18 protein-coding genes are annotated in these 14,623 nt (G+C 50.9%); 2 read left to right on the forward strand and 16 right to left on the reverse strand.

Going from position 1 to position 14,623, the window contains the following annotated elements; translation table 11 throughout:
• Position 1 precedes the first annotated feature (1 nt).
• The 15 genes from J4772_RS30030 to J4772_RS30100 form a co-directional block, all read right to left on the reverse strand.
• Positions 2 to 2,557 (reverse strand): hypothetical protein, encoded by a 2,556-nt coding sequence (locus J4772_RS30030; protein WP_209072709.1) that lies wholly within the window; start codon positions 2,555 to 2,557, stop codon positions 2 to 4.
• Positions 2,557 to 3,126 (reverse strand): YmfQ family protein, encoded by a 570-nt coding sequence (locus tag J4772_RS30035; protein WP_247740892.1) that lies wholly within the window; start codon positions 3,124 to 3,126, stop codon positions 2,557 to 2,559. The genes J4772_RS30030 and J4772_RS30035 overlap by 1 nt, the downstream gene beginning before the upstream one ends.
• Complete coding sequence (locus J4772_RS30040; protein WP_209072710.1) at positions 3,119 to 4,231, reverse strand: baseplate J/gp47 family protein; 1,113 nt, start codon at positions 4,229 to 4,231, stop codon at positions 3,119 to 3,121. The genes J4772_RS30035 and J4772_RS30040 overlap by 8 nt, the downstream gene beginning before the upstream one ends.
• Positions 4,231 to 4,680 carry a DUF2634 domain-containing protein gene (locus J4772_RS30045; protein ID WP_209072711.1) on the reverse strand — a complete coding sequence of 150 codons (450 nt, stop codon included), beginning with the start codon at positions 4,678 to 4,680 and terminating at the stop codon, positions 4,231 to 4,233. The genes J4772_RS30040 and J4772_RS30045 overlap by 1 nt, the downstream gene beginning before the upstream one ends.
• Positions 4,673 to 5,092, reverse strand: a complete 420-nt coding sequence (locus tag J4772_RS30050) for a hypothetical protein (protein WP_209072712.1) — start codon at positions 5,090 to 5,092, stop codon at positions 4,673 to 4,675. The genes J4772_RS30045 and J4772_RS30050 overlap by 8 nt, the downstream gene beginning before the upstream one ends.
• Positions 5,085 to 6,050: an XkdQ/YqbQ family protein gene (locus tag J4772_RS30055; protein ID WP_209072713.1), complete on the reverse strand. Its 966-nt coding sequence runs from the start codon at positions 6,048 to 6,050 to the stop codon at positions 5,085 to 5,087. Before J4772_RS30055 ends, J4772_RS30050 begins: the two co-directional genes overlap by 8 nt.
• Positions 6,047 to 6,676 (reverse strand): LysM peptidoglycan-binding domain-containing protein, encoded by a 630-nt coding sequence (locus J4772_RS30060; RefSeq protein ID WP_209072714.1) that lies wholly within the window; start codon positions 6,674 to 6,676, stop codon positions 6,047 to 6,049. Before J4772_RS30060 ends, J4772_RS30055 begins: the two co-directional genes overlap by 4 nt.
• A 38-nt stretch (positions 6,677 to 6,714) precedes the next feature.
• Positions 6,715 to 8,250 (reverse strand): hypothetical protein, encoded by a 1,536-nt coding sequence (locus J4772_RS30065; protein WP_209072715.1) that lies wholly within the window; start codon positions 8,248 to 8,250, stop codon positions 6,715 to 6,717.
• A 4-nt stretch (positions 8,251 to 8,254) separates the two neighbouring features.
• Positions 8,255 to 8,398: a hypothetical protein gene (locus tag J4772_RS30070; protein ID WP_181917514.1), complete on the reverse strand. Its 144-nt coding sequence runs from the start codon at positions 8,396 to 8,398 to the stop codon at positions 8,255 to 8,257.
• A 23-nt stretch (positions 8,399 to 8,421) separates the two neighbouring features.
• Positions 8,422 to 8,826, reverse strand: coding sequence for a phage tail assembly chaperone (locus tag J4772_RS30075; protein ID WP_209072716.1), 405 nt, complete (start codon positions 8,824 to 8,826; stop codon positions 8,422 to 8,424).
• A 19-nt stretch (positions 8,827 to 8,845) separates the two neighbouring features.
• Entirely contained in the window at positions 8,846 to 9,253 is a 408-nt protein-coding gene (locus tag J4772_RS30080; protein WP_116059739.1) for a phage tail tube protein, read from the reverse strand.
• A gap of 15 nt (positions 9,254 to 9,268) precedes the next feature.
• A complete protein-coding gene (locus J4772_RS30085) occupies positions 9,269 to 10,717 on the reverse strand; it encodes a phage tail sheath family protein (protein ID WP_209072717.1) in 1,449 nt (482 codons plus the stop codon).
• 1 nt (position 10,718) lies between these two features.
• Positions 10,719 to 10,904, reverse strand: coding sequence for a YqzN/YkzM domain-containing protein (locus J4772_RS30090; protein WP_116059737.1), 186 nt, complete (start codon positions 10,902 to 10,904; stop codon positions 10,719 to 10,721).
• 16 nt (positions 10,905 to 10,920) lie between these two features.
• Positions 10,921 to 11,763: a hypothetical protein gene (locus J4772_RS30095; RefSeq protein WP_209072718.1), complete on the reverse strand. Its 843-nt coding sequence runs from the start codon at positions 11,761 to 11,763 to the stop codon at positions 10,921 to 10,923.
• A gap of 108 nt (positions 11,764 to 11,871) precedes the next feature.
• On the reverse strand, positions 11,872 to 12,438 hold the full coding sequence (locus J4772_RS30100; RefSeq protein ID WP_209072719.1) for a sigma factor-like helix-turn-helix DNA-binding protein: 567 nt from the start codon (positions 12,436 to 12,438) through the stop codon (positions 11,872 to 11,874).
• A 261-nt stretch (positions 12,439 to 12,699) separates the two neighbouring features.
• Here J4772_RS30100 and J4772_RS30105 point away from each other — a divergent pair, with 261 nt between their 5' ends.
• The gene (locus J4772_RS30105; protein WP_116059734.1) at positions 12,700 to 13,092 is read left to right on the forward strand and encodes a helix-turn-helix domain-containing protein; all 393 of its coding nucleotides are present in this window, start codon (positions 12,700 to 12,702) and stop codon (positions 13,090 to 13,092) included.
• Positions 13,093 to 13,169: 77 nt separating this feature from the next.
• Positions 13,170 to 13,721, forward strand: a complete 552-nt coding sequence (locus J4772_RS30110) for an ImmA/IrrE family metallo-endopeptidase (protein WP_209072720.1) — start codon at positions 13,170 to 13,172, stop codon at positions 13,719 to 13,721.
• Between the two features lie 40 nt (positions 13,722 to 13,761).
• On the opposite strand, the gene J4772_RS30115 is transcribed toward J4772_RS30110, so the two are convergent.
• On the reverse strand, positions 13,762 to 14,469 hold the full coding sequence (locus tag J4772_RS30115) for a DcrB/PsbP domain-containing protein (protein WP_209072721.1): 708 nt from the start codon (positions 14,467 to 14,469) through the stop codon (positions 13,762 to 13,764).
• Between the last annotated feature and the right edge of the window lie 154 nt (positions 14,470 to 14,623).

Here is a 14,623-nt window from a genome sequence, read left to right on the forward strand (position 1 = left end):
TTTAACTGAATGATTTATACGTGATACTACCGTAGATAAGATGTCCCATTGTAAAATTAGTAGTTCCCGAAACTATCACACCGCCCACCGTACCATTAATAGTTAATCCCAAGCCCGCTGAACCAGTATTATTATTATAAGTAGGTATTGGAGTATTGGTTGCAGGAAAGTAACCCGCTGGTAAAAACATAACGGGGGCGTTCAGTGTTAATGTTCCTACAGTTATACCATATCGGAGAGTAACCATGCCGTTTTCATCTTTAGTGTAGTGAAAGTCGCCGCTCCAATCAGATAGTAACGTTGCTTTTATCCACTTAATCGGTAAAGTTACTTTCTGATTATTTTCCTTCGTATTCTGCAAAACGGATGTTTCTGTCCTGGCTTCTACCAGTTCCCGCACGAGCGATTCGACCGACTCCCGAATGTTCGGCACATACTCTGCGTTTACTACTTGCGGGGTGATACCGATCTTGTAGGTGTCGAGCGCAAGATAGGTCGAGCTATATGCACCAGTTTTATCGAATTGAGCTGCTGGAGTCTCTCCATACCCAAGACCCAATATGGCGTTCAAAGGTTGATTAGCAAACTTCCAATCGTCTTTTTCTTGATTCTTATAGATGCAAACCATTTTATTGACTCTATATTTCATTGGTGCGGCACTACTACCATTAATAAAATATTTTCCATTGATCGTTGTTGGATTTGCTGTTTCCCTCACCACAATCCCTGTTCCGACCTCGACTTGATTATCACCCTCATGTAGCATTAAGGAGCCTTCATAGGTGACAGATTCGTCTACGCTTTGGGCGAGTTGGTACATTAGGCGGTAGGGGCTGAAGTTTGGTGAAATTTCTGTAGGCACGACGGTACGGACATCTGTCAACGTCAAACCTACTTCCGACCTCCGACACCAAAGTTTTGTACCTGAGATAAATTGGTCGGTGCTTAGTCCTCCTTGTGGATACATCTTCCACCCGTTGAAATAAGCCTTAACCTCATCAGCTATAGGAGTATAGGATTCTCCCCAACCAGTATCGGCATTTGCAACAGAAATGAAAAGAGTTTGGTTAAAACCTAAATCGGCATCAAACACATTATCCTCTGCTTCTAACGTCAGTCCGATAAGTTGCCTTTTTAGTATTTTTCCATCATATTTAACAACCGTTTTTGTCTGATAGACAGCATCCGACGTGAGATTCGTCACCCGTACCTCTTTGTAGCCAACTCGATCATTATGCCATTGCCATGCTTGTGAACCATCCAATATCGTCTCCCGGAACCACCTTGTCACCCTCGGTTTGCCTTGTCCATCCGTATACAGCCGATCTGCTACACTGCCGTCTACGTTGGAGCGTATTCTGCAATTCGGTAGATATAGGTAGGACGGTTTCTGCGGCTCGAACGGAAAAGGTCCGGAGCCGAGGTTAAGCATGGGATCAGCAAAGATAAATGTCCCAGTCTGTCCCCCTGTATTATAGACATCTATATATATTAATTTTTGCGTCTCGGTTGTAGTAAAAATAATTGGCACAGAATAAGGTGCATCGTGGTACAGATGACCATCATCTCCAAGTATTTTCGCTACACCATTACTTCCCTCACCCAAGGTAAAACAATAAGTCGTACTTGGAGTTACAGTAATTTCAACTCTAGATGTCTGCCAACCGTTTGGTGCGGTAAGAACTATCTTATATGGTTCAATGATGTCAGCATTGGGATTAATCGTTTTCCACTCTGGAAAAGGAGGAATCAGATTCTTCCCTTTATTCTCGATATAGACTGCATTTACGTGCCTCATGTCGTCTACGTACGGGTATTTTTGAAGTAAAGTCTGAATCGGCTCGCTTGCTTCAACGGACGTGATCTCATTGATCATAAATCCATCTGCATAACCATAAGCACCTGGGGAACCTTCAATAACAATTGCTAAATTCGTTGCTTTAGCATATTCCGAAGGTGTGATAACAAATCCTACCCTTTTCCATCCTACTGAGTTTTGGCTTACTCTCTTATCCGAGCTTGATAATTCAATCCTTAAACCTGCCCCCGTGTTATTGCTCAAGTAGGAACTCACCAGATAGTATTTTCCTGAAACAATATTGGCATTGGCCTTCGGCTTATAAACGTAAGCCTGACTATCTCCGGAAGCAACCTTCAATTCCAAACTTGACTTTCCAATTATCAACGTATTTGTTTGAGTAGATAACGAAACCGCTCCATATGTTGTCCACCCTGACAGCTCATCAAAATTCCCATCCCGCCCCAACAAATTAACAAGGGTCCGCCCCTGCATCGTCGGGCGAAGGATAGCAGGAACGTCACCGCCCTGGACGATCTGAACACCAGGAGTCAACGTCAACTGTTCATGAGGCTTATCAGCCAATTGATCGTATATTTCCGATATCGCTCCAGCCGCATTTTTGGCCGTCGTAGGCAAGTCTCCCACAGGACCCAGTGACTGATCGACTTTATCCATATTTTCGTTCAGGGTTTGAATGTTGACAAATTCGCTTTCCAGCGGCTTCTTCAACCCTATATTCGTTGTAACTTCCGCCATTAGCTCCAACTCCTTGTCATCACTTCACCCCAGGTGAAGGTATTGAGTTCTCCCCACGTTTTCTGCCTCAGCTCGCTCCACTGGGTATAGGTGAAGGCATATTCGACGGCGAGATGTGCCGGTTTGATTTCTTCAATGACGGCTTTGAGGTCGTCCAAGTTAGGCGGAATGCCCCGTGTATCCACGAACTTTATCGTAAAAGTGTAGGCTTCCGGCTGAAGCGTCACCTCGACTGAACCGCCATCGTAGGCTTCGGCAACTGATTTGATGAGACTGACCGTCACCGTCCCGATCCCACGCAGCTTGGACAAAATAACGCTACGTCTTTGCGTGACAGGCTTGGTAGCATCAATAGTAATACCCAGCTCACGTTCCCACTGCTCCAGTCCCCAAGTCGCCGTCGAGACAAAATATTGCTCAAGCGTTCCATCAAGCGCCTGCCATAACGCGTCCAATTCCTGTCCTTGAGCCTCCATATTGGCGCTCATGATTCTCGAAGTCGCATAATAGTTCGGGAGGAAGGACATCATCTCCTTCCCTCGGACGCTTGTCATCGTATAGTTACTCACTTAGGCTCACCGTCCCGATTACCGCAACCTCGCCAAGCGATAAATCGATATTATCGACACCGCCGCCCACCAACAAATCTTCAAAATCGACTATTCGAGGAATGTCCAACAAAATGGCCGAAATCCGATTATAACGAATGAGCGGATCGACAAAAGCAAGCTGCTCCAAATAGTCGGCAAGCCCCGCTTCAAAATCTTCCCTAGCTTGCTCCAATGTCGATCCGCTTGCCAGCGTCAGTTTAGCTTCTATATGAAGCGGTACTTCAACCGCAGCTTCCACCGTTACTGCAGCGCCGATCGGAGCTTTGCCTTCTCCTTGACCGGCAGCTGGAGAAATGTGATGCTGCACAGTATCAACAATTGTCTGACTAGGAGCACGCTTATCTTCACCCAGCACGTAGAGTCTTACAGTTCCCGGACCGTTCCATAACGGTTCCACTTGAACCCGGCTGACTCCCGGCGTTTCCAGCGCCCATTGCTGATAATCCGCCCTATTGCCGCTTGTACCCGGCTGACGCACCTTCAATAGATAGCGAGCGAGCAAAGCTTCATCGGACTCCTCGTCCGTTCCCCCTGTTATCGCTGCTGTATTTGTAATTCCCGTTACCCCCACAATCGGCTGAACGAGCAAGCTGACTGCGCCAATCGGTACGTTGCCGCGACTGCCCGGCTCGACCGCACGAATCGGAACAACCGCCTCACCTTGACTGTCCAGAACGGTGTTCTCCGTCGTTTCATACTCAATTGCCGAAGCTTCCGTCATCTCATCCGCAGGAGTCGCCACTCTGGAGCCAAGAGGAATAACGGCGCCCGCACTCCCCGTCAACACCACCATTCCAGTCGCCGCAACGGCTGGCCTTGGAATCACCCCATGTTCCTCGCAGCGCATTCTCAAATACGGGCCAAAAGTCGTCATTGCAAAGCCTCGATCCAGCACCTCACGCGCCCACTCGGAAGCTCTGTACAGCTGATAAGCCGTAGGAGCCAGCGAATCCCAAATATACGAACCCTCCGACTTATCGAGATCCGCGGGTACTCGTACCAGCATTCTCGACAGCATTGCCTCTTCCGTCTGTTCCTGCAAAAATTCCGGCATTGTCGCCATTACAAATTCACCGCCATTCCTTGAATTTCCGCCGTTTCGTCATGGACGTTGGAGACAACGCAGCTGAAACGACAGCTATCTCCCGACCATTCATACACAAAATCGTCAACGCTCGCGGTCCGGGGATCGCTCATCAGCGTCTCGGTTGCAATTCTTTGAATCTCCATTTCGATTGCGGAACGAGGCAGTCCAGAACGAAGCAGTTCCTCGAACTCTTGACCGTAATCCCGTGAATAAACAAGATGACGGTAACGCTCGGTCAGCAACGCCTTCTTGCACCATTCGACCCAAGCATCTTTGCCCTCGCTGACGGCAACCTTCCCGGTCGGTGTCGTAACGAACTCGCCCGCTTCGAAGTCAAAACGCCAGCTTCGCCCGAAAAACACGCCGGGCTCTACCAGTTCCTCCTGCTCCTCCACCGGTAATTCCGTTGGAAATAAATTAGCCACCTGAGCTCACCACCTTACAGACGATGACGGCATCCTTACCGCCGTTCACCGGAACGGCAAGCACGCGGTCTCCGGGCTTAATCCCGGCAGACCAATTCAGCCGCACTTCTCCTATTTTTGTCTCGTCAAAATCAAATCGCGTCCGCTGAGAGGGCGCACCGCCCCCAGTAGGGTTGCCTGTCTCGTCCACCGGAGCGATCATTGTGCCAACTAGGGAAAAGGCGGGTAGCTCCAGTTCCGCCATCCATTCAGCAACAAGGAAATCCGGAATTTCGTGTTTGAAGGAATCTAACTTCAAACCATTTGAGGTAATTAATCCCAGTTCTGATGGAATGCCGGATAACGACTTCGCGCTAATCCCAGAGAAGCGGCTCTCCAGTGTCGAAACCAAACTTTTGAATGGATCAGACAAGGTAATCCCTCCTGACTTTACCAGGCAAGGCAAGCTCCAGATCCATATGTCCAGGCGTACCAAGCCGATGGGTGACACGTGTTACCCATAACGTTGTCCCGTTCAATCGCACTTCGTCTCCTGCTCGAATCAAGTTAATATCCGGGGCTGTAACCGAGAATGTCTCTTGAATGCCGATAAGCGTTTTCTGTGCAGCTTTTTGAGCTTGATCGATTGTCTCGATTTTGCTGTCTTGGATCACCTTTTGAAGCGTTCCGAACTTCTCTACATCCTTCTTGACCACAGCCAAAACCGGTGCAAGCTTCTCATCACTAGCCTGCGCTCCCAAAACTTTGACCTGGGTGACGGCACCTTCCAACGTACGGTTCTGGGTGACATCCTCAATCACTTCCAGATCCCATTTCGTCTTATTGTCACCAAGCTTAATCAGCTCCAGCCCACTCGCAGTCATTCGCGGCCTGAATAACTCTCCCCCTTTATCTGCAGTTTCCTTAAGATCCTCTTGGATCATGGAGTAAAGAGTTTGAGTACGCTTGATATTCCTAGCAAGAGAAATTCGAGTGTCCGGCAAGTTGCCAACCGGAATTCCCCACTCTTTCGCATACAGCTTCAGACGATCGGAAGCTGTTTGTCCAGAAGGCATCAAACGTTCATCCTCCGACTTAGCTAAATAGATCGTGCGATCATAAACAGTGAGACTCAAGTACTTCGTGCCACTATTCGAGCTTGAGCATTCCCATACAATTCCCGGGTGTAGAAGATAGGTCATCCCGGTTCCACCATAGGGAATGCCCGAAATCCGTATTTCTTGCCCCGGAATAATTCCTGGCAGATCAGGTGTAACAACCAGTCGAATACTAGCCCTGTAAGATATCTCTTCCAAAGATTCTTCGAGTGAGATCTCTTGAACTAACTCGCTCAAAAAATAACGGTTATCCAGAACAACCTCGTAGCTCATGGCATCACCAACTTTTGTCCCGGTTTGATCAAGTTGTGATCTGGCCCGATAACCGATTTATTTTTATCGTAAATTGCACGCCACTTTGAACTATCCCCTAACTCCAATTTGGCAATCGTCCATAAGGAATCTCCAGGCTTCACCTGGTACACTTTCGGCACAGGTTTGCTGTCGGGGCGCGCTCTTTGGATAGAATTCTTGGATGATGAAACGGAACGAACCTTCATCGGACGATGTGTGCGGAATGTGACTTCATAGTTTACATCGCCAGGTTCTCCACCTTTAAAAGTCGTGTTATGCGCAGATAAATTAACTAATACGTTAATCGCTGTATCCGAAATGAGCAGTCGAACAGGCTGCTTTCGATTCATAATAGTCGTTAATCGATTCATAGCGGTGTGTGGACGCGGAAGTTCGATGTACCTGCAATAACTTGCGTCGTACTCAACCGGAAAAAAAGAAGAGAAGGAAATCGTCTTCACCTTCTCCCCTTGAGACAATTCCGCTTCCCCTAAAGATAAAATGTTCAATGTCTCCAATTGTTTTTCTCGCTGGATCGTGATTTCCTCCGGATTTACCGGAAAATGAAACTTCTCGCCAGAGGATTCAACGAGGTAAATGTCCATGGCCGCCTTCCCCCTTTCTCATAAAACCGGTAATAAAATCAAACTCTGTTCTCCACGGCTTGTTGAATGGAGGAGGCCAGTTGCCCCCCGATTCTATTAGAAATCTGCTCATAATCGATATCTGCGCTATTCACAGTAATCTGTATCGCACCATATGGAACATTTACGCTAATCGGCACAGAAGTAGGGACGCTAGTCGGTTGAGAGGATCCTACCGAATACACCGGAGCAGGAGTAGGCAAGGCCACCGGGTTCGGTTCCTTCTCCTTTTTCTTGCTTCCAAAGAAGAAACCTTTAAGCTTACCGCCCATATCTTTAATTGTGTCAGAAGCCTTTGTAGCAAGCTCTCCAATCTTCTCACCCACTGCCGATCCGCTAAGTCCGCCGATCGCTCCTCCAACCACCCCTCCAATTGCAGTACCTATACCAGGTATGACTGAGCCGATCGCTGCACCTGCTGCCGCACCCGCTGCCGCGCCTCCCCAACCTCCGAGTGCGCCGCCAATCGCTTTGTTTCTCTCCTTGCCTGGTTTGGCACTGAAGATTGAAATTGCTCTGGTGGCTAGACCAAGCGGAGCAAATGCCTTTCCACCTATCTTTAGAGCGGTTTTAGCGATAGAACCAGCAGCCTTAGCTGTGCCTTTACCAATCGGAGAGCTGCCTAATATACCTGAGCTACTCACGGCAGATAAGCCTACGATTGAATTTACTTTGGCACCGCCAAATTTGGACAGCACCTTCTTCCCCAAACCCAAAACTCTTCCAAACTTCGAACCTTTAGGTTCAGGTACTTTACTTGCGTCTGGCACTGAGGGTCGGGCTGTATTCGCTTTTTTCCCCTTAACTCGTTGTGCATTATTCCGCTTCCCGGAGTCACTCTTATTTTCATTACTTCTTTTAGAACTGCCTTGCTTTCGCTTACTCTCTTTTTTTCCAGAACTACCTTGCTTTCGTGTTGCTTTGTCAATTTTCTTCTGTTGCACTTTAGTTACACCACCATTAGAGGGGGGTGGCGCTATAACAGGTGGTTTAAACTTGGCTATTCCTTTAGTTACTATAGTTCCAAGGGAAGATATTATCCTAGGACCATATTTCGCAATTCCAGCCCAAACACCCGAACCCGCAGCACCGAGAACAATAGTTGAGAGAAGCGTACCAAAGCTATTGCCGCTACTCTCAGATGGATTAACATTTACGTCTACGGAAACGCCTTCAAGAGATTGCTTCACCTTATCCGCAAGCTTGTCCGAGTCAAATTCGGCTAAGAAGCTATCCGCAAAAGCCTTCCCGGCCTCCGTGCCTTTGAGAGCAAAAACCGCACTGTCCATCTTGGGATTTAGCTCAATTAAAGGTGTCCAATCTGTAGAAGATATTGCTTGTAATGCGTTTTTAATTCTCTCCAGCGGTTCCGTTACTCGATCGATCAATTGAATGACAGGGCGGATTTGCATCCGCGCCAGCCGCGAAGCCCGCACATGCAGCCGCTCCATATATCGGTCCAGAGAACGGAATACTTGTTCCGTTCTTGCCAAGCCATTCGCGTCTATAATAATTTCAATTTGCTCGCCTGCCATTCCATCATCCTCCTTCCTTCGCCGACATCGCTCTTTCCGCTTCCCACTCCAGCTCCATGCTGGCCATCAGGAACAGTTGCTCGCCGCGAGGCAGGTTCCAGAACTGTCCGGGGCGCAGGTGGTGGCGAACCCACAACGCATGAATCATGCCGGCGAGCGCCCCGGATCGGATTAGTTTTTTACGTCTTCCAGCTCTGTATTGAAGCCGGACAGATCAAGCACGACGTCGCCGAGCGCGGACATTTCGCCGGCCAGCAAAATACGCTTGATCACTTCCTCCGGTCCGCTGGCAGAAAACTTGGCCAGCAGCTGCGGATTACCCCAGTTCGGGGAAATGGTCGAAGCGGCGATCAACGATACGTTAAACAATTCCTCGTCCAAACGCTCAATCGTCTGCCCCCGCTTCTCCTTGCGCTCCGTGCAGCGCTCGCGAATGCTGAACACTTGCTTGCCGGTAAGACCGCGCAGCTTAACCGGAATGTCCAGCCGCTCCAAGCGAACGGCGCGTTCAGGAAGCGTATCTGCGCCCAGAAGGCGCTGCAAAATCTGTTCTTCCGTCAATTGTTCCAAAGACATATTTTCGTTCCTCCTCTTCTTAATTGGCCACGATCGGATCAAGCAGACGATATCCTTCGAAGGTGAACGCAGTCTCCTCCGTCACTTCCTCGCCGGCCGTCCAGTTCGCCAGTTGAATTTTGTCGGGAACGCAGTTGATCAGCTCGATGCGCTCGAAGCCGTAAGACTCCGGATCGGACAGCTTGTTAATGATGTTAAACTTCACGAAGCCGCGGCTGATCATATCGCTGGTCAGCTTATAACCACTCATCGTCCCCGTGCCCTTCTTCGTGCCGAGCTTATGAACGGTCCATTCCTGTCCCGCCAGCTTCAGCTCGCGCTTCTCCACCTCGACGGAGGCTTCCAGCTTGTTGATGTTCGTCTGCCACACCCCGTCGATAAACACTTGCCCGTACGTACCCAAAATCGCTCTTGTCGGATCCATCATGTTCCTCGTTCCCCCTTATCGCACGATGAACGTGCTGAAAATTTGTTCCATAACGTCGGTCAGACGAGCTTCCCATTTCAGGAAAACTTGGTCCGGCTCCGGAGTAAACTCCGGATCGACGTATACGTCGTAGCCTTCTGCCTCGATGACGCCCGATTGAGCAAGCGACTGCATGTATTGCTTACAAGCGCTGATCAGCGCCAGCCGGCCTTCCTCGGTGTTGTTCACTTTGCCAATGTAGGAATCCTCGGCCGTCCGCTGCAAGTCGGAGTTGATGCTGTCCATGACGCGGATTGTGCGAATCTTTTTCCACGGATGGTTCTGGCCCTCGCGCAGCGTAACTAGGCTATTGATTCCCCGAAGCGCTTTAACGAGACGACCGTCGTGAACAAGCAGGAAAACGCCGCCGCGAACCGCCTGCTCCTGCTCTGCCCGCGTCCAGCGACGAGTAACGTCCTCGAACGGAGACGGCGCGTAAGTGGTAGATTGGCTCAAGCCCTGGCCTGCAATCAAGCCGGCAACATATGCGGCAACTTGAGCGGAGCTGTATACCGCGTCGCCCAGCTTGGCGCCCGTACCGACATTCACGATGCCTTCGTGGTTCAGCGAAGCGCTGCGAGCGATTGCTTTCGCGACTGCATCCGCGGCCGTATCGTCCGCCGCAGTGCCGCCGAGAACCGCAACAATGCCTTTGCCTTCATTGCGCAAACGGCTTACCCAAGCCGCAACGCTGGCGTGAAGAGACGCGTCGGATAATCCGTCAAGCGCGATCACGTTAAACTCCCGCGTCTCAAAAGCGGCCAACGCATCCAAATAGTCGGCATTCGCCACGCCGGAAATGCCCGAGTCGCCGCCGCTCAGAGAAACGCCGGAGACGTTAGCGAACGTACCGCTACCCTCGGCCAGCTTCTCGGCTACGACCCACAGGTTGCCGGAATCGCCATTGATGGCGTCCGCCGCCGCTTGAATCGAATCACCGTCAAATGTAAACGTGCGCAGAAGCGTCGTTCCTTCAAACAGCTTCAGATCCTTTTTCGCAGCATCAACCGCATTCGCTTGAACGGTTACCTTGAAGTCGTTGCCCCGAGCGCCCAAATACTTCGCCGTCAGCTTCAGCACATTCGCAGGGGTTCCGGCCGTATCGGCCAAAGTCAGTGCAGACGCAGACGCGGCGCTTGCCGCTAGACGATAGGCAATCACCTTCTTCGCTCCGCCGAGCAGAGCCAATCGAAGGGTACGATACGCAGTTGCGCCGTCCGACTCCGATCGCGTGAATGCCTTCGCAGCATCGGCCTCGCTGGAAATCTCCACAAATTCATTCGCCGGGCCCCAATGCGCCCTCACCGGAACGATGGCCGTCCCCCTTGCCCCCGGTTGAATCGCAGCTGCCGCAGCAGCTTGAAAAGTCATATAAAATCCCGGCAATACCGGTTTGTCCGTCGCGCTCCAAGTTCCTCCCGCCATGTTACAGCACCTTCCCTTTCAGAAATTGTCCGACCAAGCGTCTCGCTTCGTCGACGGTAAATTCGTTTTTGCCTGCAGAGTGCAGCGCCCCGATTACAGCCTCAGGCTTAGCCTGAAACAGCTCGACTGCATGATGAATCAGTTCGTCCCGGGAATAAACCGCCTCGGGGTTCTTCTTGTTTGCCATCTGTGTACCACCTCGTTTATGAATTTGGATTCGGCTGAATCCTGACTTCCCGCATCAGCGGGCCTTGTTCGGCATAGCGTTCGATTTTGCGAGAGAAGGTGGCGTAAATCTGCCCCTCGGTCACCGCATCCCGCGTCAGATCGACGTTCGGCGCGCTTACGGTCAAGAACCGGCGCTCAAGCGGATTAAGCGGAATTTTTACAGCCTCGCTCAAGCTTTGCGTCAGGGCGGCGACCGTCGTCGTCTGCTCGTTCAGCGATCGACCAACCACGTGCCCGATCGCTTTCTTGCGCACTTCTACCGTAGAAACCCTGGAGCCCGCAACCGTCTCGAAGCTATCCCATCTCCAGAGGACGGAAGGACGCGTATAGTTCGCCGGCCACTGGTTGCCGTACGCCTGCCATTCTGGATCTCCCAACGTACTTAGCGTCCAGTCGCACAAAGCGTCCAACCAATCGTCCTGCACGGTCTCCTCGGCGGCTCGGGCTCCGATTACCAAGAACCGAAGCCCCCGAGTGATTACATCCCGATCGGCATCAACCTTATCTCCGCCGACTGTGCCTTCATAGCGGCATGTGAACTCGACCTGCGACACGGGATCGACAAGAGCCTGCCCGTCCAACGCTTCTACAATCAGATTCGCCAGCTCGTCCACATCGGCAAAATCGGACTGCTGCGAAACGCTCGGCCAGCATTCGAACAAAGCGCTGTACCCCGTCCAGTCGGTATCCGACTCGGTTCCTTGGATGAGAAGAATGTAAGGCTTGTCCAAGGTCGCCGCCGATTCGTGGGCTTCGTAGATGCGCCCTCCGATGGTTGGAATCTGCTGACTCAGCCGCTCTCGAATGCCGGCCCTCATGTGAGTACCTCACGGCTGTCGAAAGAAGAGATCATGGCCATGTTTTCAACCTCCTGGTCTTTCAAAATGTTCCTCTCATCTATAGGTGGCAATCGTACGACAAGCTTCCTAGCCGACGAGAATGTGGATGCTGCCGATGTTGCCGTCGACCTTGCGTTGAGCGCGGATGATGTAGGTGCCGACGCTCGATTTGCTGATGTTCAGCATCGCGGCGATCTCCGAATGGGAGAAGGTTTCACCGCGGGCTAAGGTGTAGCAGCTGCGCTCGCGTTCGGTCAGTCCTCGAAGGGCGGCTTCGAGGCGAAATCGCTCGGCCTCGTCGGAGGGACGCTCCGCCTCCGCCCTCTCCCATAATGAAGCGGAGGGCAGACGGGCCGGATCGGTCGGCACTTCGCGCTGGGCGCCGGACCGCCTTTCGATGCCCCGCCGATTGCCCGGCCTTCTTCCCGTCTCCAGCCACTCGATTACATAGGAGCAGCTCGCGACCATTTCCATTACTAAACCGCGATCCCGATCCAAATCCAGCAGCGCGTTCATCTCGTCCATCGTCCGAATTGGCTCCATCCGTGCAATGCGCACGGTCAGCTCGTCCGCTTGGCGAAGCAGTTGGCGCCTCGTCTCTACGTAATTCTCCAAAGTCGCCGCTCCAAGATTCGTAATACGGTTGCTTTTCATAGAATCACTCCCTTTATAATTTTGCCAAATTGGTAAACTGAAAAGATGAAGAGCTTCTAACTGTCGCTTCCAATTGTATCTCTCTTCTCCCCACTTCTAAATAACAAGAACTTATGTTCGCATTTAAGGAGATATAACCATCATAATTTACCATTAAGGCAATGTCAATCTTATTTTTGCCATTTTGGTAAACCAATCTGTTTACCATTTTGGAAATAGATGATATAATAAAGTTAACCTAATTGAAGAAGGAAGATCGGGATGACACTTGGTAATCGCCTTCGAGAACGCCGGGAGAAGCTGGGCAAGACGCAATTGGATGCGGCCCGAGGACTCGGCATCAGCAACGTCCAACTTTCCCGTTACGAATCCGATGATCGCAAGCCGGACCCGGATATGCTTGCGCGCTTCGCGGAATATTACCGCACGACGACCGATTATTTGCTCGGACGCACCGATAACGCTGCGATCGATGCGGTCCGCGCGCCCCGTGAATATCCGGCGTTCGAGGAGTTTATCAGCAACCCGGAGCATGGCGTATTTTTTAAGGATTATTTGAACGCTCCCGAGGAACGCAAGGAAGAGATGAGACGCTTCTGGGAGTTTATTATGGAGAAAGAGAAGGGCCGCAAGCCCGGAGATCCGCAAAATTAGCCATCAACCACCGCCCGAACGGGCTTTTCTTTTCGCCTTACACACGAACATACATTCGCAAAAGACGAGGTATAGCCATGTACAACTATTACCGAACGACTCCGTTCGAGCAATGGGTCGAGCATTTGTGGATCAGATCGGGAATCTTGACGCCTTCCCAGCTTAACGTCGAGGAGGTCGCTTCGCGACTGGACGTGTGGGTTCACTTCATGAACGATACGAGTCGGGCGCTCGATTACATGGGGATGAGATCGATTTTGGTCGACCGCAGATTGGGCAGGGAAGCCCAGTGGGAGGACTTTCTGCATGAGCTGTGCCATATTCTTCGTCATGCGGGCAATCAGACCGTGATGCCCAAGCTGTTCTGCGAAGGTCAGGAGGCCGAGGCTAACCGTTTCGTCTTATACGCCGCCATCCCTTTCTTCATGCTGCGAAAATTGAAGCTTCCGGCTAGAATTGACGAAGCTGTGGAGACGATCGCTCTGCACTTTGGCGTTACGTTCGAATTGGCCGGCAAGCGGCTGGAGCAGCTGCAAAGACGCACATTCGCGGCTATTTTGTGGGAGGAAGCGATCAAGCTGGAAACGCAGGCCAACCTGTACGCCTACGGAAAAAGCGCGACCCGTTGAGGGCCGCGCTAGCGTTACACTAATAATAGAATATTTCGTTTTAGTGTACAGTCCAAGAATCGGCGATTACTCCGACTTGATCAAGATATTTATCAAAGCTGTCGCGGCTGGCCGTGTAAGTCATGATGTATCCTTTACCGTCGCTTACCTCTATCGTTTGGAGCCAGCTCAGCTCGTTGCCGTTTTGAGTGCCTTTATATATGATATACGAGCCGTCGATACCTTCTTCCGCAGGCGCAGCGCCTTCTTCTACGATTTCGAAGTCTTCTAGCATGTTGGGAAGCTGCTGTTTGGTGATTTCCAAGTAATCGGCTGCGGAAATCGCTTGACCGCCCAAGTCCTCGATGATGAAGCCGACGTTTTCGGCGAATTTATCATCCGCTCCCTCCAGCGGAGCGAGAAAAATCGCGATACCGACCAGATTTTCTTGCAGCGTCCAATCTTCCGGATAGTGAATAGTCGTGCCGAAAGTTTTATCTTCAAACAATTTGTAGCCTGCCGGAACGCCTTCAGCCGCCGGTTGGCTTGCTTCAGCGGACGGCGATTCGGACGGACTTGCCGACGGAGATGCGGACGGCGACTCGGAAGGCGAAGCCGATGGCGATTCGGACGATGTCGCGGATGCGGATGGCGATGCCGACGGAGAAGCATCGTTCTTATCTCCCTTGCCTCCGCAAGCGCTTAGCGCCAACGCTAGAATAGCCAGAAACAACGACGTTTTCAATAGATTAGCAGATGATTTTTTCATTTCTCCCCATACCTCTCTCTATCCCACTCTAGGAAATATATGCCTTATTCAGACATTATCGACAAGGATACATGATTTCGCTCCTAATGTAAACAAAACTCGACTTTTTTCATAGAATTAGGTCAACAGGAGCAGTTTTTTAAAGCGGATATTC

Origin of the sequence: Cohnella sp. LGH (assembly GCF_017671885.1) — a bacterium.
GTDB lineage: Bacteria > Bacillota > Bacilli > Paenibacillales > Paenibacillaceae > Cohnella > Cohnella phaseoli.

Excerpts from the sequence above, each read along its gene's own strand:
- J4772_RS30030 (WP_209072709.1), bottom strand. The coding sequence starts at position 2,557 with ATGGCGGAAGTTACAACGAATATAGGGTTGAAGAAGCCGCTGGAAAGC.
- J4772_RS30040 (WP_209072710.1), bottom strand. The coding sequence starts at position 4,231 with ATGGCGACAATGCCGGAATTTTTGCAGGAACAGACGGAAGAGGCAATG.
- J4772_RS30055 (WP_209072713.1), bottom strand. The coding sequence starts at position 6,050 with ATGAGCTACGAGGTTGTTCTGGATAACCGTTATTTTTTGAGCGAGTTA.
- J4772_RS30060 (WP_209072714.1), bottom strand. The coding sequence starts at position 6,676 with ATGGACATTTACCTCGTTGAATCCTCTGGCGAGAAGTTTCATTTTCCG.
- J4772_RS30065 (WP_209072715.1), bottom strand. The coding sequence starts at position 8,250 with ATGGCAGGCGAGCAAATTGAAATTATTATAGACGCGAATGGCTTGGCA.
- J4772_RS30070 (WP_181917514.1), bottom strand. The coding sequence starts at position 8,398 with ATGATTCATGCGTTGTGGGTTCGCCACCACCTGCGCCCCGGACAGTTC.
- J4772_RS30075 (WP_209072716.1), bottom strand. The coding sequence starts at position 8,826 with ATGTCTTTGGAACAATTGACGGAAGAACAGATTTTGCAGCGCCTTCTG.
- J4772_RS30080 (WP_116059739.1), bottom strand. The coding sequence starts at position 9,253 with ATGATGGATCCGACAAGAGCGATTTTGGGTACGTACGGGCAAGTGTTT.
- J4772_RS30085 (WP_209072717.1), bottom strand. The coding sequence starts at position 10,717 with ATGGCGGGAGGAACTTGGAGCGCGACGGACAAACCGGTATTGCCGGGA.
- J4772_RS30090 (WP_116059737.1), bottom strand. The coding sequence starts at position 10,904 with ATGGCAAACAAGAAGAACCCCGAGGCGGTTTATTCCCGGGACGAACTG.
- J4772_RS30095 (WP_209072718.1), bottom strand. The coding sequence starts at position 11,763 with ATGAGGGCCGGCATTCGAGAGCGGCTGAGTCAGCAGATTCCAACCATC.
- J4772_RS30100 (WP_209072719.1), bottom strand. The coding sequence starts at position 12,438 with ATGAAAAGCAACCGTATTACGAATCTTGGAGCGGCGACTTTGGAGAAT.
- J4772_RS30105 (WP_116059734.1), top strand. The coding sequence starts at position 12,700 with ATGACACTTGGTAATCGCCTTCGAGAACGCCGGGAGAAGCTGGGCAAG.
- J4772_RS30110 (WP_209072720.1), top strand. The coding sequence starts at position 13,170 with ATGTACAACTATTACCGAACGACTCCGTTCGAGCAATGGGTCGAGCAT.
- J4772_RS30115 (WP_209072721.1), bottom strand. The coding sequence starts at position 14,469 with ATGAAAAAATCATCTGCTAATCTATTGAAAACGTCGTTGTTTCTGGCT.